Below are 23,404 nucleotides of genomic sequence, written 5' to 3' on the forward strand. Positions count from 1 at the left end.
TGCCGGCAGGCCCCGGGGGCCGTGTTTGTCCCACCGCCGCCTGTTCGCGGCGCTTCAGAGATCGCGCGTCTCGCGCACCTGCGTGACTTCGACGCGGGCGCCGCCCTGGGCGAAGCTCAGGTCCAGGCCCTGCCCCGCCGCCAGGCCGGCGGCATCGCGCACGATGCGGCCGTCGGCGTCCCGGGCGATAGCATACCCGCGCGCCAGCGTATTGCCGGGATCGAGCGCGCGCAGTTGCGCGCCGGCCGCGGCCAGCTGGTCGCGGCGCCGCGCCAGCAGGCGCGCGTGCGCCTGGCCCAGCTGGCGCGTCACGGCGGCCAGGCGTTCGGCGCCGCGGCGGGTGTCCGGGACGCGGTGCGCCAGGCGCTGCGCCAGCAGGTTGACGCGGGCGCCGCGGCGGGCCTGCGGACCGGCCCAGGCCGAGGCCAGCCGGTAGCTCAGGCTGTTCAGGCGCTCGCGCTGATGCTCCAGCCGCTGGGCCGGCGACACCAGTTGCGCGGCGGCGCGGTCGAGCCGCTGCGCCGCGCGTTCCAGGCGGCGCTGCTGGCCGCGCACCAGCGTCTCGGCCGCGTACATGACGCGGCCCAGCAGTTCCGAGCGCGGCACGCAGGCCAACTCGGCGGCCGCGGTCGGCGTCGGCGCGCGCACGTCGGCGACGAAGTCGGCGATGGTGAAGTCGGTTTCGTGGCCGACGCCGCTGATGGTGGTAATGGCGCTGGCGTCGATCTCGCGGGCCAGGGCTTCGTCGTTGAAGCTCCAGAGGTCCTCGATGCTGCCGCCGCCGCGCACCAGCAGCAGCGTATCGACTTCACCGCGGGCGTTGGCCAGGCGGACCTGCGCGGCCAGCCGGCCGGCCGCGTCGGCGCCCTGCACCGGCGCCGGATAGATGATGACCGGCACCTGCGGCGCGCGTCGCGCCAGCGCCGACAGCACGTCGCGCAGCGCGGCGGCATGCAGCGAAGTGATCACGCCGATGGCGCGCGGCAACGGCACCGGTTCGCGCTTGCGCGCCGGATCGAACAGGCCTTCCGCGTTCAATTGCTCTTTCAGGCGCAGGAAGGCTTCGTACAGATTGCCCAGGCCGGCGCGGCGCATGGCGTCGACCTGCAGTTGGTAGTCGCCGCGCGGTTCGTACAGCGACACCCTGACCCTGATTTCGACCTGGTCGCCCGCGCGCGGCACGAAGCCGACCGCGCTGGCGCGGCCCCGGAACATGACGGCGCGCACGGCGGCGCGGCTGTCCTTGAGCGTGAAGTACCAATGCCCGGAAGCCGCCTGCGTGAAGTTGGAAATCTCGCCGCGAACCCACAGTGCCGGGATGCTGCGCTCCAACAACTGCCCCACTGCTTGGTTCAGCTGGGCAACTGTCAGGATATCCCGCGCAAATACGTTGTTTGTGACTGCAAGTTCAATTGTCATAAGGCTTTCCGATGCGTACCTGTCCACAGGGCATACGTAGCGGGCCGCCATGATACCGCGTCCGGGCATTTTTGCCGCGGCAGGCCCGAAAGCTAGCAAATTCGACCTAAGAACATGATTTTTATGGAATTTCTGACCATACGCGGTTGCTCGAATTTGGAGCAAACAAGCGCAAGCCCTGTGCCCGCAAGCGTTCCGGCGAAGTTTTGCACAGAATTATCCACAAATTCTGTGGATAGTTTTGTCGGCCGGCCGCCCTTGCCACATCCCCGCCGCGCCGTTACAGTTTCGGCTTGAGCAGATGCCGGCGCGTGGCCCTTCCCGCCCCCCGGTGCACCTGGAGTTGACCGCTTTGCTTTCCATCTTGCGCGAGGCCGGCTGGCCGATCTGGCCCCTGCTGGCGACGTCCGTGCTGGGTCTTGCGCTGATCTTCGAGCGCTTCCTGTCGCTGCGCCGCAGCCAGGTCATGCCGCGCGGCCTGAACGAACAAGTGGCCGAGATGCTGCGCAACCGCCAGGATTCGCCCGAATCCCTGAGCCGCCTGGAACGCAATTCGCCGCTGGGCCGGGTGCTGGCCGAAGTCATGCGCCACCGCCACCTGCCGCGCGAGGAACTGCGCAGCGTGGTCGAGGACACCGGCCGCGCCGTGGCCCATGACCTGAGCCGCTACATCCCGGCCATCGGCACCATCGCCGTGGTCGCGCCGCTGATGGGGCTGTTCGGCACCGTGGTCGGCATGATCGAGATCTTCGGTTCGTACACCCCCGGCGGCGGCGACCCCGCGCAGCTGGCGCGCGGCATCTCGATCGCGCTGTACAACACCGGCTTCGGCATCCTCATCGCCATCCCCGCCATGATCGCGCACCGCTATCTGCGCAGCCGGGTCGACGGCTACCTGAACGCCATGGAACTGTCCGCCGCGCGGCTGGCGCGCGCGGTCTCGCACGCCCCCGCCGCGCGCGAGGATCGCCCATGAATTTCCGGGGCTCCCGGGGCGACCGCGACGAGCTGGACATCAACCTGATCCCGCTCATCGACGTCCTGCTGGTCATCCTCATCTTCCTGGCGGCGACCACCTCGTTCGCCCGCTTCACGCAACTGAAGGTCACGCTGCCGCAGGCCTCCGCCGAGCAGGAAACCCCGCCGGCGCTGGAAGTGGCGATCAGCCAGGATGGGCGCTATGCGCTCAACGGCACCCTGATCGACGTATCCACGCCGCCCGAGATCGCCGACGTGCTGCGCCAGGCCGCCGCCGGCAAGACCGAACCGCTGGTGGTCATCAACGCCGATGCCCAGGCCACCCACCAGTCCGTGATCAACGTGATGGAAGCGGCCCGCCTGGCCGGCATCGGCCGCGTCAACTTCGCCGCCCAGACCACCCGGTGAGCGCGTCCCGCCCCAAGGCCTCGCTGCTTGCGCGCCAATGGCAGCACGGCGGCTGGCTCTCCACCCTGCTGCGCCCGCTGTCCGCGCTGACCGCCCGCGTGGTGGCGCGCAAGCGCGCGCGCTACCGCGACGGCCGCGCGACAGCCTACCGGGCGCCGGTGCCGGTGGTGGTGATCGGCAATATCTTCGTGGGCGGCACCGGCAAGACGCCGATGGTCATCGCCACCGTCGACGCGCTGCGCGCCCGCGGCTACACGCCCGGCGTGGTCAGCCGCGGCTACGGCGTGAAGCTGGGACCGCAGCCGCGCGTCGGCCAGGGCGAGCTGGACGCGGCGCAATTCGGCGACGAGCCGGCGCTGATCGCGCGCGCCACCGGCGCCCCCGTGTCGGTGCACCCGCGCCGCGCGCTGGCCGCCCAGGCACTGCTGCGCGCGCATCCACAGGTGGACGTGATCGTTTCCGACGACGGCCTGCAACACCTGGCGCTGGCGCGGGATGTGGAAATCGTGGTGCAGGATCCGCGCGGCGTCGGCAACGGCCGGCTGCTGCCCGCCGGCCCCTTGCGCGAGCCGGCCAGCCGGCTGCATGAGGTGGACGCGGTGATCACCAATATCGGCGTGCCGGACGGCCGCGCGACGCCGCCAGCCGGCGCCGGGCCGCGCCAGGTCGCCATGTGGCTGGAGCCCGATGAAGCCCGCCAGATCGAGGGCGGCGCGCGCCGGCCGCTGGCGGCCTTCGCCGGCCAGCCGGACGTGGCCGCGGCCGCCGGCATCGGCAACCCGGAACGTTTCTTCACCACGCTGCGGACCCAGGGCATCGCGCTGGCGGCCACCCTGCCCCTGCCCGACCACCACGACTACGCCAGATCGCCATTCCAGGCGCTGGCCGCGCGGACCATCCTGGTCACGTCCAAGGACGCCATCAAGTGCGCCGCGTTGCACGACGCGCGCCTGTGGGAAGTACCGGTGCGGGCCGGCTTCTCCGACCCGCAACTGTTCGATTGGCTGGCGCAGACGCTGCGCCAGCGCGCCCCGCGCCAGCCTTAGAAGAACGCCGCGCGCGCCGCGACCGGACGGGTGGCGTATTCCGCCAGGCCGCGCTTGCGGGCCGCCGCCGCGCGCAGCCGCAGCGCCGCCAGCGGCACATGCACCAGCAGCAGCAACAACGCCAACGCCAGCCAGATCACGCGCGCCAGCGACGGCCACGGATCGTCCAGCGAGCGCCGCGCATCGATGTCGACGACGACCTCGCCCGACGCTTCGCGCTCGACCGCCGTGACCACGCCGCCGACCTGGAACGGCCGGGCGCCATCGGCCGCCAGCATCGCGGTCTGTTGAATCCACGCCTGCAGCAGGTCCTGGCTCTCGTCGCGCGGCGGCAATTGCGGCAGATCGGCGTAGCGGCCGGGCCAGACCTGCAGCACCACGCCGCCGCGCTGGCGCGCCATCAGCGCATTGCCCGCGCGCGCCATGGCCTCCTGCACCTGCGGCTCCATGCTGCTCCTGGCCAGGCCGCGCAGCAGGTTGGCGGCGCGCGTGATGATGACGCCCTCGTCGGCATTGCCCTTTTGCTTGAAGGCGCCGCCCTGCGCCAGCCGCAACAGCGCCAGCCAGGTGTCCGGCTCGTCGCGCGCCAGCATCAGGCTGTCGACGGTCTCGGCCTTGAGGCGGTCGCATTCGGCGATGGCCGGGCCGGTGGCGGTCTCGCAGGCCAGCTCGATGGTCAGCACCAGATCGGTCACGCGGTTCACCGTCACCGCCGACACGTTGCGGGCGTTGTAGGCGGCCAGCGGATTGCCGGCCAGGCTGCCGTAGACCTGGTTGCGGACCAGCATGTCCATCATCGGATTGGGCCGGGTCTTCAGGAAACCGCCCGAATACAGTTGCAGCGCGGCCGGCGCCAGCCGCAGGTCGTCGGCCTGGATCGCATCGCCCTGCCAGCGCATCCGCTCGCAGTCGAAGCGCACGTCGTCCTGGCGGTACGCGTGCGGCTGGAACTGGCAGCGGCCCGCGCCCTTCAAGGCCACCACCTCGCCGGGCGCGGGCGGATCCTGGGCCAGGGCCGTGGCCGAGTCGTAGACCCGCGGCTGCGCGCCGCGCGCCCAGGCCGACGCCAGCGCGATGTCGCCGCGCAGATCGTCGCCGCCGATCAGGCCGATTGCCGCGCCGGCGATCAGGCCGGCCAGCGCCAGCGTCACGTGGCGGCCCCAGGCCACCCGCGGGAACAGGCGCTGTTCCTCGTCGACGGAAAAGCGGTTGTCCAGGCGCAGCACGGCGTAGTCTTCCACCCGCAGGTCCACGTCGACGCGGCCGTCGTCCGGCAGTTCCAGGTTGGCGCGCCAGTGGTCGGGCAGCGTCACCGGCACCTTGTCGCCCAGGAACAGCTGGGTCGACACCGCCTGCGCATTGGCCGGATTGGTCAGCACGATCGCGTTCAGTTCGCCGCGCACCCGGTTCACCTTCTGCGCCGCGCCCAGCGGCCGGCGGCGCCAGGTCAGCCAGACGGCCAGCAGCGCGGGCGCGGCGGCCGATGCCAGCCACGCCAGGCCGCCGCCCGCCGCGGCCACGCCCAGGCAGATGAACGCCGCCAGCCACGACATGGCGGGCCAGAAGGCGATGCCGGCCGGCTGGCGCCAAGCGATCTCGGCGGGCGTTTCCTCGCGCTGGCTGAGGATCTCGACCCGCATGGCCTGCGCGAACTCGTGCTCGGTCTGGGCGTCTGGCGCCTGGCCGGCGCCATCGGCGGCGACCGCGTCGGCATCGACCACGTTCTGCATCGCGCCGAGCTTGCCGCTGGACCATTGCTGGTTCTGCTTCTGCCGGCGCGTCTCGCGCTCGCGGCCGCCGGCCAGGTCGAATGCGCCGTTCAGCGCCACCACGATGGCGAATTTCTCCGTCATCACCACTTCGGCCTGGTTGTCCTCGCGCAGATAGTCGCGCGCATCGTAGGGCAGCACCACGTCGACGCCGCCCAGCGTGTCGTGCATGGTGGCCGCGCCGTGGCCCGATTCCAGGCCGTGGCGCACGAAGCCGCCGCGCAACGGGAACACGCCGTCATTCAGGAGCGCGACGCTTTGGGTGGGCTTGGCGGGCCGCACCAGGAACGGCTGCAGCAACGCCTGTTCCTCCGCGCTCAGCCGCCGCAGCGGCTGGCCTTCCTGCTTGAGTTCGCGCAGCGCGCCCTTGTTGTCGCTGCGGCGCGCCATGTAGGTGATGGCGCTGATGACCGACCAGACCAGGATGATGAGCATCAACCCGATGCGAATGGTGTTGGAATCCATTGTTCTGTTTTTCCTCTTTCCTCACGTCGCGGCGGATGATAGCCACCATCCGTCCCGGAATTTCTAGCGCGAGCGTCAAAACATGACAATAATTAACAGAACCCCGTCGTCGGCCGCGCCGTTCCCCGCCCCGACCCGCGGGCCGGGCGGCCGATCACAGGCTGCGCACGCCCAAACTGTTTTAGAATCCCGGTCATGGAATCCCGCCTTCTCGACATCCTCGTCTGCCCCCTGTGCAAGGGCCGCCTCGAACACGACCGGACCCAGGCCGAACTGGTCTGCCGCGCCGACCGCCTGGCGTTCCCGCTGCGCGACGGCATTCCCGTCATGCTTGAATCGGAAGCGCGCTCGCTGGACGACGCCCCCGTTTCCTCCTGATCCGCCCGCATCGTGAGCTTCATCGCCCTGATCCCGGCGCGGACCGCCTCGACCCGCCTGCCCGACAAGCCGCTCGCCGACATCGCCGGCAAGCCGATGGTGGTGCGCACGGCCGAGCGCGCGGCGCAATCGGGCGCCTCGCAGGTCTACATCGCCACGGATGACGCGCGCGTCCAGGACGCCGCCCGGGCCCACGGCCTGCGCGCCCTGATGACCCGCGGCGATCATCCCACCGGCACCGACCGCCTGGCCGAGGCCGTGGAACAGCTGGGCCTGCCCGACGACGCCATCGTCGTCAACGTGCAGGGCGACGAACCGCTGATCGAACCCGAACTCATCGACGCCGTGGCCGCCCGCCTGGCCGACAGCCCGGAGGCGGACATCGCCACCTGCGCCTGTCCGCTGGCGGACGCCCAGGCGCTGTTCAACCCCAATGTGGTCAAGCTGGTCTGCGCCGTCGACGGCCGCGCGCTGTATTTCTCGCGCGCGCCGATCCCGTGGGCGCGCGACGCGCTGGCCGGCGGCGAGCGCGTGCTGGCCGACGGCCTGCCCGCCTGGCACCACATCGGCCTGTATGCCTACCGCGTGTCGTTCCTGCGCCGCTACCCGACCCTGCCGCAAGGCGCGCTGGAACGGTTCGAGTCGCTGGAACAGCTGCGCGCGATGGAGCACGGCCACGTCATCGTCGTCCATCGGGCGTCGCACCCTCCGGCCGCCGGCGTAGATACCCCGGCCGACCTGGAACGCGTTCGTTTGATTTATAGCAATCGTATATAAGGGTTATTTCGCATGGCGCGGCCCCGCAGAGGCTGTTGCATTGCGGCATAATCGCTCGGATCACAAAAAATAAACCCCATTCAGGAGCACTCATGCGTCTCATCTTGCTCGGACCTCCCGGCGCCGGCAAAGGCACTCAGGCCGCGTTTCTCACCCAGCATTTCGGCATTCCCCAGATTTCCACGGGCGACATGCTGCGCGCCGCGGTCAAGGCCGGCACGCCCCTGGGCATCGAAGCCAAGAAGGTCATGGATGCCGGCGGCCTGGTCTCGGATGAGATCATCATCGGCCTGGTCCAGGACCGCCTGAAGCAGCCCGACTGCGCCAACGGCTACCTGTTCGACGGCTTCCCGCGCACCATCCCGCAGGCCGACGCGCTCAAGAGCGCCGGCGTCAAGCTGGACTACGTGGTGGAAATCGAAGTCCCCGAAGAAGACATCATCGAACGCATGAGCGGCCGCCGCGTGCACCAGCCCAGCGGCCGCAGCTACCACGTGCGCTTCAACCCGCCCAAGGTCGAAGGCAAGGACGACATCACCGGCGAAGACCTGATCCAGCGCGACGACGATCGCGAGGACACCGTCCGCAACCGCCTGAACGTGTACCGCCAGCAGACCCGTCCGCTGGTCGACTATTACTCGACGTGGGCGCAGCAAAGCCCCGCCGACGCGCCGAAGTATCGCAAGATCTCCGGCGTCGGCGCGGTCGAGGAAATCAAGTCGCGCCTGTTCGAAGCCGTCAAGAGCTGACCGGGCGCTTCGATGGCTCCAGGCCTTCGGCGCCGGCCGGACGCGATGCGTTCCGGCCCCGGCCCGAAGGCCTTGTCGCATCCGGCGCCCGCCGCGCCGCTTTCATCCCTTGAATTGATCTGGTGGTAGAGACATGGAAATCGCGAACAAGGTATTCATCGTTACCGGTGGCGCATCCGGCCTGGGCGCCGGCACCGTGCGCATGCTGGTGGCCAACGGCGCCAAGGTCGTCATCGCCGACCTGCAGGACGGCCCTGGCGAGGAACTGGCCAAGGAACTGGGCCAGCGCTACGTGCACTGCGACGTGACGCAAGAGGCCGACGGCCAGCGCGCCGTCGCCGCCGCCAAGGAACTCGGCACCCTGTTCGGCCTGGTCAACTGCGCCGGCGTGGCGCCGGCCGCCAAGATCGTCGGCAAGAACGGCGCGCACCCGCTGGACCTGTTCCAGAAGGTCGTGTCGATCAACCTGATCGGCAGCTTCAACATGATGCGCCTGGCCGCCGAGGCCATGAGCGGCAACACGCCCGAGCCCACCGGCGAGCGCGGCGTGATGATCAACACGGCCTCGGTCGCCGCGTTCGACGGCCAGATCGGCCAGGCGGCCTACGCCGCCTCCAAGGCCGGCGTGGCCGGCATGACCCTGCCGATCGCCCGCGACCTGGCCAAGACCGGCATCCGCTGCATGACCATCGCCCCCGGCATCTTCGGCACCCCGATGATCTTCGGCATGCCGCAGGAAGTGCAGGATTCGCTGGCCGCCAGCATCCCCTTCCCCGCCCGCCTGGGCCGTCCGGAGGACTACGCCAAGCTGGTGCAGAGCATCATCACCAATGACATGCTGAACGGCGAAACGATCCGCCTGGATGGCGCCATCCGGATGCCGCCGAAGTAATCCATTCTGCCCCCCTTTCCGGGGGGCTTTTTCTTTGCAGTCACCTCAATGAGCCTGTTCCGTTCGGCGGCCACCGTCAGCAGCCTGACCCTGCTGTCCCGTATTTCCGGCCTGGCCCGCGACGTCCTGGTGGCGCGCGCCTTCGGCGCCGGCCCCATCACCGACGCCTTCTGGGTCGCCTTCCGCATTCCCAATCTGCTGCGCCGGCTGTTCGCCGAAGGCGCCTTCGCCCAGGCCTTCGTGCCGATCCTGGGCCATGCCCGCAACAACCGCTCCGAGGCCGAGGTCCGCACGCTGCTGGACCGGGTGGCGCTGCTGCTGACCATGGCCCTGATGGCGGTCACGCTGATCGGCATCATCGCCGCGCCGTGGGTGGTGTCGGCCATGGCCAGCGGCCTGCGCGGCGCGGCCCGCGATACCGAATTCGGCGCCGCCGTCTGGATGACGCGGATGATGTTCCCCTACATCTTCTGCATGTCGCTGATCGCCTTCGCCTCCGGCGTGCTCAACACCTGGCGCCGCTTCGCCGTGCCGGCGTTCACGCCGGTGCTGCTGAACCTGGCCATGATCGCCGCCTGCCTGTGGCTGGCGCCGCGCATGGACGTGCCGGTCTACGCGCTGGCCATCGGCGTGATGGCCGGCGGCGTGGCGCAACTGGCGGTGCAATGGGTCGCGCTGGCGCGGCTGGGCATGACGCCGCGCTTCTCGTTGCGCTTTCGCGAGGCCTGGGCCGACCCCACCGTGCAGCGCATCCTCAAGCAGATGGCGCCGGCCACGCTGGGCGTGTCGGTGGCGCAGATCTCGCTCTTGATCAACACCAACATCGCCACCTGGCTCACGCCCGGCAGCGTCACCTGGCTGTCGTTCGCCGACCGCCTGATGGAATTCCCGACGGCCCTGCTGGGCGTGGCGCTGGGCACCGTGCTGCTGCCCAGCCTGTCGGCGGCCCATGCCCGCGACGACCACGACGGCTACAGCGCCCTGCTCGACTGGGGCCTGCGGCTGGTGCTGCTGCTGGGCCTGCCCGCGGCGGTGGGCATGGCGCTGCTGTCGGACGGCCTGGTGGCCACGCTGTTCCACTACGGCGCGTTCTCGTCCCAGGACGTGCTGCAGACCCGGCTGGCGGTGATGTCCTATTCGGCCGGCCTGATCGGCCTGCTGGCGGTGAAGATCCTGGCGCCCGGCTTCTACGCCAAGCAGGACATCCGCACCCCGGTGAAGATCGCCATCGGCGTGCTGGTCCTGACCCAGCTGATGAACCTCGCGCTGGTGCCGCTGATGGCCCACGCCGGCCTGGCGCTGGCGATCGGCCTGGGCGCCTGCCTGAACGCGCTGGCGTTGCTGATCGGCCTGCGCCGCCGCGGCGTCTACCGGCCCGGCGAGGGCTGGGGCCGCTTCACCCTGCGCCTGGTTCCGGCCCTGGCGGCCCTGGCCGCGCTGCTGCTCTACGCCGATGGTCGTATTGACTGGATCGGCCTGCAGGCCCATGCCGGCCATCGCGCGCTGTGGCTGACCGGCGTCCTGGCGGCCAGCGCGGCGGTCTACTTCGGCATGTTGTTACTGTTTGGGTTCCGTCCCCGAGACTTCGGACGCCGGCCCGCCCGCTAATTTCCAGGGTTCGCACCCCAATCTCCGCAAAAAGCCGGCTACCCGCCGGCTTTTTTTTGCATTTGATTCGTCAAGAATTGACAAGCGGACGGTAATCTTTGGTAAAAAACCTTTATTATTTACAAATTGCCATCGAAAGGATTCCCGCCTGGCCCCCAGGCGGCAGCTTGAAGTGAAGTACGCCCAAGGACAACCCATGGCGGACCAAGTCATCAATTGGTTACTGCTGCTACGCTCCGGTAAAGCGACAGCGCAGGACTACAACGATTTCCTGGCGTGGCGCGCGGCCGACCCTCTGCATGAGAATGCCTGGCAACAGTTGACGGGCACTCTGGCGGGATCAGGCTTCGGCCGGCTGGGCGACGCCTATCCTGCCGGTTACGCCACGACCGCCTCGCCGCCCCCGCCGCTGGTGGCGCCCGCGCCTGCCGTCACGCCGCCCGTCGTCGTGCCGCCGCGCCGGCGCTTCCTGGCGGGTTCGCTCGCGCTCGCCAGCGCGGGCGCCTGCGCCGCGTACGTGGGCAACGCCTTCTACCCCTTGAGCAACGTCGCGGCCGATGCCGCCACGGCCACCGGCGAACGCCGCCGCTACCTGCTTTCCGACGGCAGCCAGTTGCTGCTGGACGCGCGCAGCCGCGTCAACCTGGACTTCACCCCCGCCTACCGCCAGGTGCGGCTGCTGGACGGCGCCGTCACCGTATCGGTGGCGCCCGACGCCCGCCGGCCCTTCCTGGTGCAGACCGCCGAGGGCACCGTGCGCGCCCTGGGCACCCGCTACATGGTGCGCCAGCAGGCCCAGCGCACGGTGGTCGTGGTGCACGAGCACGAAGTGGTGGTGGAAACCATGGCCGGCGCCCACGGCATCGTGCGGGCCGGCACCGGGGCGCGCTTCGATGCCTCGCGCATCGACACCCCGCGCGCCGAACTCATGGCCGAAGCCGCCTGGGAGGCCGGCTGGGTCGACGCCCGCGGCCGCCCGCTGGCCGAGATCATCGCCGCCCTGCGCCCCTACCGCAGCGGTTCCCTGCGGGTCTCCATGGCCGCCGGCGGCCTGCCCGTGTCCGGCCATTTCCCGCTCGACGACACGGACGCGGCGCTGGCCTCCCTCGAGGACATGATGCCCATCCACGTACGGCGCTACACGCCCTGGTTCGTGTCGATCAACGTCGCGGCCTGACCACGGCCGCTGACACGGGGCTGTAACGAAAAGCCGCTTCCGTTGTATACTCAGCACGGTGTTTTTATCCAGTAGGCGCAGCAGGGCCACGAGGCGTTGATTCCTTCGATGCCCGCGCGGTCTGAAGCCCGGGTCAAGCTACCCGGGCCCTGCAGTCCGAGGCTTTCCTCGCAGCGCCCCCCGCCCGGTTGACGGGCGCTCCATCGGCAGACACGGCATTTAAAGCTTGCAATCCCCCGGGGACTTGCTAAAATGTTCGACTTTGCCGAATTCAACTTACATAGCAACATGGCCAATACCGCCCAAGCCCGCAAGCGCGCTCGCCAATCCGTTGAGCGCAACAAGCACAATTCCAGCCTGCGCTCGATGCTGCGCACCGCCATCAAGCGCGTTCGCCAATCCATCGCCGCCGGCGACAAGGCTGCGGCTGGCGAAGTGTTCCAGAAGGCGTCGAGCGTGATCGATCGCGTGGCTGACAAGAACATCATCCACAAGAACAAGGCCGCTCGCCACAAGAGCCGCCTGGCTGCCGCCATCAAGGCGCTGGCCTAAGCCATTATGCCGCCCTGCCTTGCAGGGCGTCATGAATACGGCAAATGAAGAAGGATGCCCACGGGCATCCTTTTTTGTTGCCTGTTGCATATTACCTATTGCCTATTGCCCGCCGCCCCTTGCCTCATGGCCCGAGGGCGGCAGCGCCCGTCAGTCCTGCCGGGCCGCGAGACGGCCGCGGATCTGCCGCGCCTCGTCGCGCAGGGTCGCGGTGAAGGCATCCACCAGGGGGTTCTTGGGCCGATGCTCCGGGAACACCAGGTTGACCCGGAACGGGAACGACCGCCGCAACGGCCGGATATGCAGGCCGCGGCCAATGAAATCCAGCGCCGTCAGCGGGTTGACGATGGCCAGGCCCAGCCCCTGGCGCACGAATGCGCATACCGAGACCGCCGTCGGCGTTTCGATGATCGCGCGCCGCAGCACGTTCTCGGCCGCGAACGCCTCGTCGATCTGGATCCGGTAGGGGTCGCTGGACGACAGGCTGACGAACGGTTCGCCGGCGAAGTCGGCCAGTTCCAGCGCAGGCCGCGCCAGCAGGCGATGGCCGTCGGGCAGCACGCAGACCTCGTCCACCTCCAGCAATAACTCCAGCCGGGTGCCGGCCGGCTCCAGCTCGTGCTCGGTCAGGCCCAGGTCGTAGCGCTGGGCCGTGAGCCATTCCTCCAGGAACGGCGATTCCTGCGCCTCCAGCGCCAGGCTCACGCCCGGGTAGTCCTGGCTGAAGCGCCGGAACGCGCCCGGCAGCAGCGAATGCGAAAACGCCGGCAGCGCAATCACCGCCAGTTGCCCGTCCTGGAACGCGCGCAGGCGCGCCGCGGTGGACGCCACCCGCTCCAGCCCGGCGTATGACTGGCGCACCTCGTCGTACAGCGCCAGCGCCGGCATGGTGGGCCGCAGGCGGCCGCGCACGCGCTCGAACAGGGCGAAACCGATGGCCTGCTCCATGCGCGCCAGCTCGCGGCTGACGGTGGGCTGCGAGGTGAACAGCAGGTCGGCGGCCTTGGTCACGCTGCCCGCGATCATGAGGGCGCGGAAGACTTCGATGTGTCGATGCGTCAGCATGCCAAACCCATATCAGGAATGAATCGATGTGGAAAATCTAAGCATTTTACTGGATGACCTGGCGCAGGCATGATGCTGCCCTGATTCCCTTCACCGTCACCGCTACAAGGTTCACCCCGCAATGGCTTTCGATCCGCGCCAACTCACCCAACTCGCCGCCGAGCACGACACCCCGCTGTGGGTCTACGATGCGGCCGTCATCCGCGAGCGCATCGCCCAGCTGCGCCGCTTCGACGTCATCCGCTATGCGCAGAAAGCCTGCTCCAACCTGCACATCCTGCGCCTGATGCGCGCCGAGGGCGTGAGGGTGGACGCGGTGTCGCTAGGCGAGATCGAACGCAGCCTGGCCGCTGGCTTCGAGCCCGCGGGCGAGCCGGCCGGCGTGGTGTTCACGGCCGACCTGATCGACCACGCCACCCTGGCCACCGTGATCAAGCACGGCATCACCGTCAACGCCGGCTCGCTCGACATGCTCGAACGCGTCGGCCAGCACGCGCCGGGCCACCGCGTGTGGCTGCGCATCAACCCGGGCTTCGGCCACGGCCACAGCAACAAGACCAACACCGGCGGCCCGCAGAGCAAGCACGGCATCTGGATCGACGACGTCGCGGCCGCCATCGGCATCGTGCGCCGCTACGGCCTGAAGCTGGTGGGCATCCACATGCACATCGGCTCGGGCGTGGACTACGGCCACCTGTCGAGCGTGTGCGACGCGATGGTCGACGTGGTCGCCTCGCTGGACCACGACATCGAGGCCATCTCGGCCGGCGGCGGCCTGTCGATTCCGTATCGCGAGGGCGAGCCGCGGATCGATTGCGACCACTACTTCGAGCAATGGGACGCGGCCCGCAAGCGCATCGAGCAGCGCCTGGGCCATGAGGTACGTCTGGAGATCGAACCCGGCCGCTTCCTGGTGGCCGAGGCCGGCGCGCTGGTGGCCGAAGTGCACGCGATCAACCGCCGCCCGGAGCGCGACTTCGCGCTGGTGGACGCCGGCTTCAACGACCTGATGCGCCCGGCCATGTACGGCAGCTATCACCGCATCTCGGTGCACGCGCCCGACGGCGGCACGCCGCCGACGGCCGAGACCCGCGTCGCGGTGGCCGGCCCGCTGTGCGAATCGGGCGACGTGTTCACGCAGGACGCCGGCGGCGTGGTCTCGGACCAGTCGTTGCCGCAGCCGCGCATCGGCGACTTCCTGGTGTTCCACAACGCCGGCGCCTACGGCGCGTCGATGTCCTCGAACTACAACACCCGGCCGCTGGCGGCCGAGGTGCTGCTGGACCGCAACGAGGCGCGCCTGATCCGCCGCCGCCAGACCGTCGCCGACCTGCTGGCGCTGGAGCAATAAGGCGGATCGCGGCCGTGGCGAATGCGACGGCCGCGCGATCAAACCGGCTCAGGTGGGAAAGGCCTCGCGCAAGGCGAAGGTGGCCTGCTTGAACACGCCCAGGTCGGTGCCGACCGCGACGAAGTGCATGCCCATGTCCAGGTAGCGGCGCGCGTCGGCCTGCACCGGCGCCAGGATGCCCACCGCCTTGCCCTGCGCGCTGACGCGCTGGTACAGGTGGCGAATGGCTTCCTGCACTTCCGGATGGCCCGGATTGCCCAGGTGGCCCAGGGCCGCGGCCAGGTCCGACGGGCCGATGAAGACGCCGTCCACGCCCTCGACCGACGCGATCGCGTCGACCGCCTCGATGCCGGGGCGGCTCTCGATCTGCAACAACACGCAGATGTTGTCGTTGATGGTCTTGAGGTAGTCGGGCACGGTGCCGTAGCGGTTGCTGCGCTGCATGCCGGCCACGCCGCGGATGCCCTGCGGCGGATAGCGGGTCGCGGCCACCGCGCGGCGCGCATCGTCCTCGGATTCGATGAAGGGAATCAGCAGGTTGTAGAAGCCAATGTCGAGCATGCGCTTGATCTCGACCGGATCGTTCCAGGACGGCCGGCCGATGGCGGCGCTGGCGCTGCCCTGCAGGGCCTGCAGCTGCTGCAGGAACATCGGCACGGTGTTGGGCGAATGCTCGCCGTCCAGCAGCAGCCAGTCGAAGTCGGCCAGGCCCGCGACTTCCGCAGTGACGTGGCTGGACATGCACATCCAGAAACCGATCAGGCGCTCGCGCGCCAGGATGCGTTGGCGAAAGCGGTTGGGCAAGGGTGAAGTCATCGCTGCGTGTTTCCCATCGAATGAAGCCCCGGCGCCGCCCGGCGCGCGGGGTGTGCTGATACCGGACGCTAGTCCATGCGGGCGCCGGAGGCCTTGGCCGCCGCGCCCCATTTGGTGATTTCGGATTGGACGAAGGCCGAGAACGCCTTGGGGTCGTCGCCCACCACCACGAAGCCTACGCTTTCCAGCTTCTGCCGGATATCCGGTGAAGCCAGGGCTTTCACGGTGGCCTGGTTCAGGCGCTGGATGACCGCGGGCGGCGTCTTGGCCGGCGCCGACAGGCCGAACCACGATTCGGCGGCAAAGCCCGGGTAGCCGGATTCGGCCACCGTGGGCGTATCCGGATAGGCCGGGTTGCGCTGGGCGCTGGCCACCGCCAGCGCGCGCAGCTTGCCGGACTTGACCTGCGGCAGCAGCGAGTCCTGGTTCAGGAACATCACCGACACACGCCCGCCGATCATGTCGGTGATGGCCGCGGCGCCGCCCTTGTAGGGCACGTGCACCAGGTCGAGCTTGGCGGCCTGCTTGAGCATCTCCATGGCCAGATGGCCGGACGACCCGTTGCCCGAGCTGGCGTGGGTGTACTTGCCGGGATTGGCGCGCACCAGCTTGATGAAGTCGGCGAAATTGGTGGCCGGGAATTCCATGTTGGCCACCAGCACGTTAGGGCCGGTGGCCAGCAGCGAGATATGGACGAAGTCGCTGTCGCGGTACGGCATGCTCTGGTAGAGCGAATAGCTGATGGCGTTCGAGCCCACGCCCGACAGCAGCAGCGTGTAGCCGTCGGGCTCGGCCTTGGCGACCACGTCGGAACCGATATTGCCGTTGGCGCCGCCCTTGTTCTCGACCACCACGCTCTGGCCCAGCTCCTTGGACAGCTCCGCGGCCAGCAGGCGGCCGACCGCGTCGGTGCTGCCGCCCGCGGGGAACGGCACGATCAGCTTGACCGGCCGCGTCGGCCAGTCCTGCGCCAGCAGCAGGCCCGGGGCCAGCGCGGCGGCCGCGCCCAACGCGATGGCGGCCAGCCCCAGCCGGCGGCGCGCCGGCGATGTCTTGTCTTGCATGGTTGTCTCCTTGTCGTGTTTTTCTAATGCTTGTCGCCCGGTGGCCGGGTCGGTGGATCACCGCGCGGGCAGGCCCGCGCGGCGGGAAAAACGTCATGCGACCGGACCGGTGACTCAGTCCAGCAGATAAGGCACCGCGGCGCGCTCGCAGATCTCGCGCAGGCGCGTCGCCAGCGCCGCGGAGATCGGAATGCCCTGCTCGCGGCGGCGCGCGCGCTCGGCGGCCTCGGGTTCGCCGGCCACCAGCACCGGCTCGTCGGGCCGCGCGGGCGGCGTGTCGTGCAGCGTGTCGATCAGGTCGTCCATGTCCGACTCGAACGAACCGCTGGCGCGGAAGGCGTCGGGATTGAGCGCCAGGAAGAAATGGCCGACGTCGTCCGGCTCGCCAGGACGCCGCGTGACGTTGCGGCGCGCCGCCAGCGCGCTGCCGCTGAGCGTGCCGCCCAGGATCTGCGCCATCATCGCCAGGCCGTAGCCCTTGTGGCTGCTCATGGCCGGCGTGCCGCCCAGCGGCGTCAGCCCGCCCTGGGGATGCTTGAAGATGAACTGCATGGCGGCGTCGGCCGCGGTGACCGGCGCGCCCTGCCCGTCCACCGCCCAGCCCGGCGGCAGCGGCTTGCCGAGAAAGTCGTAGACCTTGACCTTGTTGGCCGCCACCGTGGTGGTGGCCATGTCGAGCACGAACGGCTCGTTGTGGGCGGCCGGCGCGCCGAAGGCGATGGGGTTGGTGCCCAGCATGGGCATGGCGCCGCGCGTGGGCACCATGATGACGCCGTTGGCGCTGCTGGTCACCAGCCCGACCACGCCGCGCTCGACGGCGATGCGGGCATAGACGCCGGCCGCGCCGAAGTGATGCGAATTGCAGACCGACACCGCGCCCACGCCATGTTCCAGCGCCTTGTCGACGGCCAGGTTCATGGCCTGCGCCGACACCGGATAGCCCAGTCCGCCCATGCCGTCCAGCAGCGCGCTGGCGCCGCCGTCGCGCACCACGCGCGGCCGCGCGTCGAGCTTGAGCGAGCCCGCGCGCCATTTCTCCTCATAGGCCGGCAGCATCGAGATGCCGTGCGAGTCGATTCCCAGCAGATCCGTCTCGGCCATCAGGCCGGCGGTGATGGCGGCCAGGTCGGGCGCCATGCCCCAGGCCTGCAACACCGTCAGAATCTGCTCGCGCACCCGCCCCGCCGATGCCGCTGTCCCTGCCGAACCATTGCCTTGCACTCGATCTCTCCTGCTGTTGCCAATGTGAGGCCCGGACGGCGCGCGGGCCGGTCAATCGCGTTCGCGGTCGACCAGCCGGTGGCGCGCCTGGCCCAGATGGAATTGCATGGCGACCCGGGCGCGCTCGCCGTCCTGGGCGCGGATCGCCTCGAGGATGGTGGTGTGTTCGTCCAGGACGCGCTGGGCGCGCTGGCGCGACCCGGTGCGGGTCAGGTTGAGCGTCAGCCGCATGAAGCCGTTGATGGACTCGTGGATGCTTTCCAGCACCCCGAGATAGAAGTCGTTGCCGGTGGCCTCGGTGATGCTGGCATGGAACGCCAGGTCGGCCTCGGCCGACATCTGGCCGCGCGCCAGGCTGTCGGCGAACGCCGCGTGCGCGGCCTCGATCTTCTGCAGCTGCTCGTCGGTGCGGCGCAGCGCGGCCAGCCGCGCGGCATCGCCTTCGAGCGCGACGCGCAGTTCCTGCGCGCGCAGATAGGCGCCAACGTTGCCGACGTCGCTGAAGGCCGTCAGGCGCGGCGCCGGCTGGTGGCTGACGAAGGTGCCCAGGCCCTGGTGCGCGGTGATGAGGCCGTCGGCGCGCAGGCGCAGCAGCGCCTCGCGCACCACCGGCCGCGACACGCCGAAGCGCTCGGAGATCTCGTTCTCGGAAGGCAGCTTGTCGCCGACATTGAGATTGCCGGCGACGATCTGCTCGAAGATCTGGCCATACAACTGGTCTGCCAGCCGCACTCGGTGGCCGCGTTCCAGCACCAGCGCGCCCATGGCATCCGGCTCGGCGGATGCGGACGGCGCGGACGGGGGCGATGCTTTGGGTCGGGCCACGAAACCTCCTAAGGCCTGTTCACACTGGAAGGAACGTCGCACAGGCGGGTTGACAGCGCTCATCGTACCGTCAATGCCGCAAGCTCGGCCATCAGGCCGCGGCGGTCTCGCGGTCCCATTCGGCCAGCGCGCGCGCCACCGGCGCGACCCGTTCGCGCTCGGCGCTGGAGATGCCGGTCAGCAGCGGCAGCATCGGGCCCATGTCGGCCACGCCGGACAGGGTCACGGCGTCGTGCAGCACTCGGATCGGGCTGATCGCGTCGCGGCAATCCTCCAGGCCCAGGTAGTTCGCGCGCACGCTTTCGGCCTCGTCGTAGCGGCCTTCCTTGAGCAGGTGCAGCAGGCGCATCGAGCCGCGCGGGGCGACGCAGACCGAACCGGACGTGAAGCTCTTCAGGCCGAAGTCGCGGTAGTGGACGATGGCCGGCCGTTCGCCGATGCCGCTGACCACGCGGTTGGCGTCCACCTGCCGCAGGAGCGACGACAGGTAGGCGTCGCGCGCGGGTTCCTCGCGCACCACCGCGTACTTGAAGGCGACGATGCGGCCCTCCTCGACCAGGCGCGCGGCCGTGGCCGGCGCCAGGTAATCGGCGGACTTGATGTAGACCACCGCGGGCTTGCCTAGTGCGTCGGTGAAGCGGCGCACGCCATCGGCCAGGCCGGCGTCGGTGTACGGAAACGACATCGGCAACAGCATCGCGGTGGGGAAGGCGCGCGAACGCAGCAGCGCGGCCTGGTCCATCATCTTGCCGAAATCGGGGCCGACCGACGGCAGGATCCAGGTGTCCGGCCCGGCCAGCGCGGCCAGCATGTCGACGATGCGGGCGTACTCGCCCACGCCGACGTTGTAGAAGTTGGCGTTGCCGCCGTACATCACGTTGCGCACGCCGCCCACCTCCAGGTGCCGCAGCAGTTTCTGGTTGGCGCCCTCGTTCAGGGACAGGTCCGCATGACGCGCCAGCGGCGGCACCGCGATGACGGAACGCTGCAGGTCCTGGACGGTGACCGGGGAGGTTTTCATGGCGGAGTCTCCTGGCGGATTCCGGCGCGGAATCCAGTTGTTAGATGAGTGATGCGTAAAAAGTATACTTGGTTGACAAGTAGACCCTCAATACCTATATTCGTTTTACAAGTCATCGCTAGCACGACGGCAAGGCGCGACAGACGCCGGCAGCATTCAGTCCCGGGCCCGTCCCGGCAGGAACACCCCCACAAACGATGCGCGGCCACGCGCACACGAGGAGACGACTTCCATGCTTGCAGCCCCCTTGCGAGGCCGCCTGGCCCTAGCCGCCTGTCTGGCCGCGGCCGCCCTGCTGCCCAGCGGCGCCGCGCGCGCCGCCGACTACCCGGCGCGCGACGTCAGGATCATCGTGCCCTTCCCCGCCGGCGGCACCGCCGACATCGCCGCGCGCGTGGTGGCGGCCGAGCTGGGCAAGGCCTGGGGCAAGGCGGTGGTGGTGGACAACAAGGCGGGCGCGGGCGGCAACGTCGGCACCGCCGAGGCGGCCCGCGCCACCGCCGACGGCTACACGCTGCTGATGGGCACCGTCAGCACCCACGCCATCAACCAGTCCGTCTACGCCAAGCTGCCCTACGATCCGGTCAAGGACTTCACCCCAGTCACGCTGGTGATACCCGTGCCCAACGTGCTCGAGCTGAATCCCGGCTTCGCCGACAAGCACGGCATCCGCAACGTGGCGGACCTGATCAAGTACCTGAAGGCCAACCCCGGCAACGTCAACATGGCCTCGACCGGCAACGGCACGTCGACCCACCTGTCGGGCGAACTGTTCCAGGCCATGACCGGCACGCGCATGACCCACGTGCCCTACAAGGGCAGCAGCCCCGCGTTGACCGACGTGATGGCGGGCTCCTCCGACCTGATCTTCGACAACCTGCCGTCGTCGATGGGCTTCATCAAGAGCGGCAAGCTGCGGCCGCTGGCGGTCACCACCGCCACGCGCTCGCCGGCGCTGCCGGACGTGCCGACGCTGGCCGAGGCCGGCGTGACGGGCTACGAAGCCTCCAGCTGGTTCGGCTTGCTGGCTCCGGCCGGCACGCCGCCGGCAATCGTCGACAAGATCCAGCGCGATGTCGCCGCGGCGCTGCAGCAGGCGCCGGTGCGCGAACAGCTGCAGGCCCAGGGCGCCACGCCGTCGGGCAATACGCCGGCGCAGTTCACCCAGTTCATGGCGCGGGAAACCGTCAAATGGGCCGCGGTCGTGAAGCAATCGGGCGCCAAGGTCGACTGACCCGCGCCGATCCGGATCCGGCCGCCACGCGTGGGCGCCGGGTTCTTCATCATCACGCGAACCAGGAGACACCATGAACAAATCGATGGGCGCGATCGCGCTGTCCGCCGCCGCGCTGCTTGCCGGGCCGGCGGTCCACGCCGCCGGCTATCCCACCAAGCCCGTCACGATGATCGTGCCGTTCGTGCCGGGCGGCTCGTCCGACATCACGGCGCGCAGCGTCACGCCGGGGCTGACCAAGGCGCTGGGCCAGACCTTCGTGGTCGAGAACAAGCCGGGCGCCAACAGCGCCATCGGCGCGCAGGCGCTGGCCCGCGCCACGCCGGACGGCTACACCATGATGGTGGGCTCGATCGGCACCTTCGCCATCAACGAGGCGCTGTACAAGACCCTCTCGTACAACCCGAGCAAGGACTTCGAGTACCTGACCCAGGCGGTGCGCAACCCCAACGTGCTGGTGGCCTCGCCATCGTTCCCGGCCAACACGGTGGCCGAGCTGGTCGACTACGCCAACAAGAATCCCGGCAAGGTGTCGTACGCCTCGTCGGGCACGGGTTCGTCCGACCACTTGTCGGCGGTGATGTTCCGCCAGCGCACCCAGACCTCGGGCGTGGACGTGCCGTACCGCGGCGGCGGCGCCGCCATCGCCGACCTGATGGGCGGGCAGGTCAACGTGTCGTTCCAGAACCTGGGCGCGGTGCAGACCCACATCAAGGCCGGCAAGCTCAAGGCGCTGGCCATCACCGGCGAGGCGCGCGCGGCGGACCTGCCCGACGTGCCGACGCTGGCCGAGGCCGGCATCAAGGACATGGTGGTGTATTCGTGGCAGGGCTTCGCCGTGCCCAAGGGCACGCCGCCGGCCGTGGTGCAGCAGCTGACCCAGGCGCTGCAGACCGCGCTGCGCGATCCGCAGACCGAGAAGACGCTGCAGGGGCTGGGCTTCGAGGTGGTGGCCAACACGCCGCAGCAGTTCAGCGCGTTCCAGCAGGCCGAGGTCAAGCGCTGGAAGGACGTGATCCAGAAGGCCGACATCCAGCTGGAATAAGGCCGCCAGGCGGTGCGGCCCGGGGATGCCCCCGCGGCCCGCGCCCTCTCAGCCGGATTCAAGGCCGGATCAAGTAGCATGAAGGTTTCGCCACCCACCTGTACGACAACATGACCACCAAGCATCGCATCATCCAGGTCGGCTCGCTGGCCGGCTCGCCCTCCGCCAACCAGCGCCTCGCCGAGCGCTACGACGTCATCGAGCTCTGGAAGCAGCCGGATCGCAAGGCCGCCCTGGCCGAACTGGGCAAGGGCGTCACCGCCGTCGTCACCTCGGCCAACTTCTGCGCCAACGCCGAACTCATCAACGCCCTGCCCGACCTGAAGGCCATCTGCAGCTGGGGCGTGGGCTACGAGACCATCGACGTACAGGCGGCGCATGCGCGCGGCGTGCAGGTCAGCAACACGCCCGACGTGCTGACCGATTGCGTGGCGGACCTGGCGTGGGGCCTGCTGATCGCCGGCGCCCGCCGCATGGGCCAGGGCGAACGCTTCGTGCGCGCCGGCCAGTGGGGCCAGGTGCACGGCAGCATTCCGCTGGGCCAGCGCGTCAGCGGCAAGAAGCTCGGCATCGTGGGCCTGGGCCGCATCGGCGAGGCCATCGCCCGCCGCGGCATCGGCTTCGACATGCAGGTGCGTTATCACAACCGCAGGAAGCGCGACGACATCGACTACGGCTACGAGGCCTCGCTGACCGACCTGGCGGCCTGGGCCGACTTCCTGATCGTGGCCACCGTGGGCGGCCCCGCCACGCGCCACCTGGTCAACCGCGAAGTGCTGGAAGCGCTGGGCCCGCGCGGCATCATCGTCAACATCGCGCGCGGTCCGGTCATCGACGAGGCGGCGCTGGTGGCCGCACTGGAAGCCGGCAAGCTCGGCTGCGCCGCGCTCGACGTGTTCGAGCACGAGCCCAAGGTGCCCGAGGCGCTGATCAAGAGCGACCAGGCCGTGCTGCTGCCGCACATCGGCAGCGCCACGCTGGAAACGCGCCAGTCGATGGAAGACCTGATGCTGGAGAACCTGGCGGCGTATTTCGACACCGGCCGCGTGATCACGCCGGTGGAGTGACGCGGGCGGGAACGGCGGCGCGGCCAGCGCCGTCAGCTCCCGCGCAAGCGGCACGACGAATACTGGCAACGCAAACCCAGGCAGCACATACGCAGGCAGCACATACGCAGGCAGCACAAACGAAAAAGCCTCTCGGCGCCCATACCGAGAGGCTTTCGGCTTTCAGGCCCGAAGACCCGTCCACCGTGCAAAGGAACTACTGGACCTCGCGGCCCGGTGCTGCGTGACTGCCTTACTTCGCGGGCGCCGTGGCGGCACCCGATTTGTCCATCTTGGAGGCGCCCGATTTCTCGGTGCCCTGTTTGGCGGACGTCTTGTCGGACTTGTGATGCTTGTGCTGCGCCTGGGTCTTGGTATCGCCCGACTTGGTCGTGGCATCGGCGCCTGCCGCGAACGCCGAAGGCGCGGCAGCGAGACCGAGGCACAAGGCCGAAGTGGACAGGAACGCAGCGATACGGGAGTGAGTCGTCATTACAT

General features: G+C 69.4%; 23 protein-coding genes. 14 read left to right on the forward strand and 9 right to left on the reverse strand.

The annotated features are described in order from the left end of the window. Window positions 1–54 precede the first annotated feature (54 nt). Window positions 55–1,419: an exodeoxyribonuclease VII large subunit gene (gene xseA / locus AC1HFW_RS13035; RefSeq protein WP_479283723.1), complete on the reverse strand. Its 1,365-nt coding sequence runs from the start codon at window positions 1,417–1,419 to the stop codon at window positions 55–57. Window positions 1,420–1,771: 352 nt separating this feature from the next. Between xseA and AC1HFW_RS13040 the strand changes: the two genes are divergently transcribed. From AC1HFW_RS13040 to lpxK, 3 genes are read left to right on the forward strand one after another with little or no spacing between them, the layout of a single operon-like run. Further along, complete coding sequence (locus AC1HFW_RS13040; protein ID WP_479283726.1) at window positions 1,772–2,395, forward strand: MotA/TolQ/ExbB proton channel family protein; 624 nt, start codon at window positions 1,772–1,774, stop codon at window positions 2,393–2,395. After that, window positions 2,392–2,805: an ExbD/TolR family protein gene (locus tag AC1HFW_RS13045; RefSeq protein WP_054430107.1), complete on the forward strand. Its 414-nt coding sequence runs from the start codon at window positions 2,392–2,394 to the stop codon at window positions 2,803–2,805. The genes AC1HFW_RS13040 and AC1HFW_RS13045 overlap by 4 nt, the downstream gene beginning before the upstream one ends. After that, complete coding sequence (lpxK, locus tag AC1HFW_RS13050) at window positions 2,802–3,851, forward strand: tetraacyldisaccharide 4'-kinase (protein ID WP_479283729.1); 1,050 nt, start codon at window positions 2,802–2,804, stop codon at window positions 3,849–3,851. The genes AC1HFW_RS13045 and lpxK overlap by 4 nt, the downstream gene beginning before the upstream one ends. Here the strand turns inward: lpxK and AC1HFW_RS13055 are convergent. Continuing rightward, a complete protein-coding gene (locus AC1HFW_RS13055) occupies window positions 3,848–6,085 on the reverse strand; it encodes an IgaA/UmoB family intracellular growth attenuator (protein ID WP_479283731.1) in 2,238 nt (745 codons plus the stop codon). The genes lpxK and AC1HFW_RS13055 overlap by 4 nt on opposite strands. A gap of 195 nt (window positions 6,086–6,280) precedes the next feature. Here AC1HFW_RS13055 and AC1HFW_RS13060 point away from each other — a divergent pair, with 195 nt between their 5' ends. From AC1HFW_RS13060 to rpsT, 7 genes are all read left to right on the forward strand, one after another. Next, window positions 6,281–6,463, forward strand: a complete 183-nt coding sequence (locus tag AC1HFW_RS13060; protein WP_006396036.1) for a Trm112 family protein — start codon at window positions 6,281–6,283, stop codon at window positions 6,461–6,463. 12 nt (window positions 6,464–6,475) lie between these two features. After that, window positions 6,476–7,240: a 3-deoxy-manno-octulosonate cytidylyltransferase gene (gene kdsB / locus AC1HFW_RS13065; protein ID WP_006396037.1), complete on the forward strand. Its 765-nt coding sequence runs from the start codon at window positions 6,476–6,478 to the stop codon at window positions 7,238–7,240. A gap of 92 nt (window positions 7,241–7,332) precedes the next feature. After that, entirely contained in the window at window positions 7,333–7,989 is a 657-nt protein-coding gene (gene adk, locus AC1HFW_RS13070; protein ID WP_006396038.1) for an adenylate kinase, read from the forward strand. Between the two features lie 133 nt (window positions 7,990–8,122). Further along, entirely contained in the window at window positions 8,123–8,881 is a 759-nt protein-coding gene (locus AC1HFW_RS13075; RefSeq protein WP_006396039.1) for a 3-hydroxyacyl-CoA dehydrogenase, read from the forward strand. 48 nt (window positions 8,882–8,929) lie between these two features. After that, window positions 8,930–10,489 (forward strand): murein biosynthesis integral membrane protein MurJ, encoded by a 1,560-nt coding sequence (murJ, locus tag AC1HFW_RS13080; RefSeq protein ID WP_479283734.1) that lies wholly within the window; start codon window positions 8,930–8,932, stop codon window positions 10,487–10,489. Between the two features lie 196 nt (window positions 10,490–10,685). Then, entirely contained in the window at window positions 10,686–11,666 is a 981-nt protein-coding gene (locus AC1HFW_RS13085) for a FecR family protein (protein ID WP_006396041.1), read from the forward strand. Window positions 11,667–11,954: 288 nt separating this feature from the next. After that, entirely contained in the window at window positions 11,955–12,218 is a 264-nt protein-coding gene (gene rpsT / locus AC1HFW_RS13090) for a 30S ribosomal protein S20 (protein WP_006396042.1), read from the forward strand. A gap of 150 nt (window positions 12,219–12,368) precedes the next feature. Here rpsT and AC1HFW_RS13095 read toward each other — a convergent pair whose 3' ends face one another. Next, window positions 12,369–13,283, reverse strand: a complete 915-nt coding sequence (locus AC1HFW_RS13095; RefSeq protein ID WP_479283736.1) for a LysR family transcriptional regulator — start codon at window positions 13,281–13,283, stop codon at window positions 12,369–12,371. A gap of 121 nt (window positions 13,284–13,404) precedes the next feature. Here AC1HFW_RS13095 and lysA point away from each other — a divergent pair, with 121 nt between their 5' ends. Beyond that, complete coding sequence (lysA, locus tag AC1HFW_RS13100) at window positions 13,405–14,634, forward strand: diaminopimelate decarboxylase (protein ID WP_479283737.1); 1,230 nt, start codon at window positions 13,405–13,407, stop codon at window positions 14,632–14,634. 48 nt (window positions 14,635–14,682) lie between these two features. On the opposite strand, the gene garL is transcribed toward lysA, so the two are convergent. The 5 genes from garL to AC1HFW_RS13125 form a co-directional block, all read right to left on the reverse strand. Further along, complete coding sequence (gene garL / locus AC1HFW_RS13105; protein ID WP_479283738.1) at window positions 14,683–15,450, reverse strand: 2-dehydro-3-deoxyglucarate aldolase; 768 nt, start codon at window positions 15,448–15,450, stop codon at window positions 14,683–14,685. Between the two features lie 68 nt (window positions 15,451–15,518). Beyond that, window positions 15,519–16,514 carry a Bug family tripartite tricarboxylate transporter substrate binding protein gene (locus tag AC1HFW_RS13110; RefSeq protein ID WP_061074141.1) on the reverse strand — a complete coding sequence of 332 codons (996 nt, stop codon included), beginning with the start codon at window positions 16,512–16,514 and terminating at the stop codon, window positions 15,519–15,521. A gap of 114 nt (window positions 16,515–16,628) precedes the next feature. Beyond that, on the reverse strand, window positions 16,629–17,735 hold the full coding sequence (locus AC1HFW_RS13115) for an Ldh family oxidoreductase (protein ID WP_479283741.1): 1,107 nt from the start codon (window positions 17,733–17,735) through the stop codon (window positions 16,629–16,631). Between the two features lie 51 nt (window positions 17,736–17,786). Beyond that, entirely contained in the window at window positions 17,787–18,500 is a 714-nt protein-coding gene (locus AC1HFW_RS13120) for a FadR/GntR family transcriptional regulator (protein ID WP_006396048.1), read from the reverse strand. Window positions 18,501–18,651: 151 nt separating this feature from the next. After that, on the reverse strand, window positions 18,652–19,581 hold the full coding sequence (locus AC1HFW_RS13125) for a dihydrodipicolinate synthase family protein (protein ID WP_479283743.1): 930 nt from the start codon (window positions 19,579–19,581) through the stop codon (window positions 18,652–18,654). Window positions 19,582–19,813: 232 nt separating this feature from the next. On the opposite strand from AC1HFW_RS13125, the gene AC1HFW_RS13130 reads away from it, so the two are divergent. The 3 genes from AC1HFW_RS13130 (at window position 19,814) to AC1HFW_RS13140 (ending at window position 22,927) form a co-directional block, all read left to right on the forward strand. Further along, window positions 19,814–20,815, forward strand: coding sequence for a Bug family tripartite tricarboxylate transporter substrate binding protein (locus AC1HFW_RS13130; RefSeq protein WP_479283745.1), 1,002 nt, complete (start codon window positions 19,814–19,816; stop codon window positions 20,813–20,815). Between the two features lie 73 nt (window positions 20,816–20,888). Further along, window positions 20,889–21,860 carry a Bug family tripartite tricarboxylate transporter substrate binding protein gene (locus AC1HFW_RS13135; RefSeq protein ID WP_479283746.1) on the forward strand — a complete coding sequence of 324 codons (972 nt, stop codon included), beginning with the start codon at window positions 20,889–20,891 and terminating at the stop codon, window positions 21,858–21,860. A 110-nt stretch (window positions 21,861–21,970) separates the two neighbouring features. Further along, on the forward strand, window positions 21,971–22,927 hold the full coding sequence (locus AC1HFW_RS13140) for a 2-hydroxyacid dehydrogenase (RefSeq protein WP_479283748.1): 957 nt from the start codon (window positions 21,971–21,973) through the stop codon (window positions 22,925–22,927). A 232-nt stretch (window positions 22,928–23,159) separates the two neighbouring features. On the opposite strand, the gene AC1HFW_RS13145 is transcribed toward AC1HFW_RS13140, so the two are convergent. Continuing rightward, on the reverse strand, window positions 23,160–23,399 hold the full coding sequence (locus AC1HFW_RS13145) for a hypothetical protein (RefSeq protein WP_006396053.1): 240 nt from the start codon (window positions 23,397–23,399) through the stop codon (window positions 23,160–23,162). Between the last annotated feature and the right edge of the window lie 5 nt (window positions 23,400–23,404).

Source organism: Achromobacter sp. ISS7 (assembly GCF_056523125.1).

What these genes read in the sequence shown, in the direction of transcription:
- AC1HFW_RS13045 (WP_054430107.1), top strand. Translation starts at nt 2,392, where the DNA reads ATGAATTTCCGGGGCTCCCGGGGCGACCGCGACGAGCTGGACATCAAC.
- AC1HFW_RS13125 (WP_479283743.1), bottom strand. Translation starts at nt 19,581, where the DNA reads ATGAAAACCTCCCCGGTCACCGTCCAGGACCTGCAGCGTTCCGTCATC.
- rpsT (WP_006396042.1), top strand. Translation starts at nt 11,955, where the DNA reads ATGGCCAATACCGCCCAAGCCCGCAAGCGCGCTCGCCAATCCGTTGAG.
- AC1HFW_RS13060 (WP_006396036.1), top strand. Translation starts at nt 6,281, where the DNA reads ATGGAATCCCGCCTTCTCGACATCCTCGTCTGCCCCCTGTGCAAGGGC.
- AC1HFW_RS13135 (WP_479283746.1), top strand. Translation starts at nt 20,889, where the DNA reads ATGAACAAATCGATGGGCGCGATCGCGCTGTCCGCCGCCGCGCTGCTT.
- AC1HFW_RS13055 (WP_479283731.1), bottom strand. Translation starts at nt 6,085, where the DNA reads ATGGATTCCAACACCATTCGCATCGGGTTGATGCTCATCATCCTGGTC.
- lysA (WP_479283737.1), top strand. Translation starts at nt 13,405, where the DNA reads ATGGCTTTCGATCCGCGCCAACTCACCCAACTCGCCGCCGAGCACGAC.
- AC1HFW_RS13085 (WP_006396041.1), top strand. Translation starts at nt 10,686, where the DNA reads ATGGCGGACCAAGTCATCAATTGGTTACTGCTGCTACGCTCCGGTAAA.
- garL (WP_479283738.1), bottom strand. Translation starts at nt 15,450, where the DNA reads ATGACTTCACCCTTGCCCAACCGCTTTCGCCAACGCATCCTGGCGCGC.
- AC1HFW_RS13095 (WP_479283736.1), bottom strand. Translation starts at nt 13,283, where the DNA reads ATGCTGACGCATCGACACATCGAAGTCTTCCGCGCCCTCATGATCGCG.
- AC1HFW_RS13110 (WP_061074141.1), bottom strand. Translation starts at nt 16,514, where the DNA reads ATGCAAGACAAGACATCGCCGGCGCGCCGCCGGCTGGGGCTGGCCGCC.
- AC1HFW_RS13145 (WP_006396053.1), bottom strand. Translation starts at nt 23,399, where the DNA reads ATGACGACTCACTCCCGTATCGCTGCGTTCCTGTCCACTTCGGCCTTG.
- adk (WP_006396038.1), top strand. Translation starts at nt 7,333, where the DNA reads ATGCGTCTCATCTTGCTCGGACCTCCCGGCGCCGGCAAAGGCACTCAG.
- AC1HFW_RS13140 (WP_479283748.1), top strand. Translation starts at nt 21,971, where the DNA reads ATGACCACCAAGCATCGCATCATCCAGGTCGGCTCGCTGGCCGGCTCG.
- AC1HFW_RS13075 (WP_006396039.1), top strand. Translation starts at nt 8,123, where the DNA reads ATGGAAATCGCGAACAAGGTATTCATCGTTACCGGTGGCGCATCCGGC.
- AC1HFW_RS13120 (WP_006396048.1), bottom strand. Translation starts at nt 18,500, where the DNA reads ATGGGCGCGCTGGTGCTGGAACGCGGCCACCGAGTGCGGCTGGCAGAC.
- murJ (WP_479283734.1), top strand. Translation starts at nt 8,930, where the DNA reads ATGAGCCTGTTCCGTTCGGCGGCCACCGTCAGCAGCCTGACCCTGCTG.
- AC1HFW_RS13130 (WP_479283745.1), top strand. Translation starts at nt 19,814, where the DNA reads ATGCTTGCAGCCCCCTTGCGAGGCCGCCTGGCCCTAGCCGCCTGTCTG.
- xseA (WP_479283723.1), bottom strand. Translation starts at nt 1,419, where the DNA reads ATGACAATTGAACTTGCAGTCACAAACAACGTATTTGCGCGGGATATC.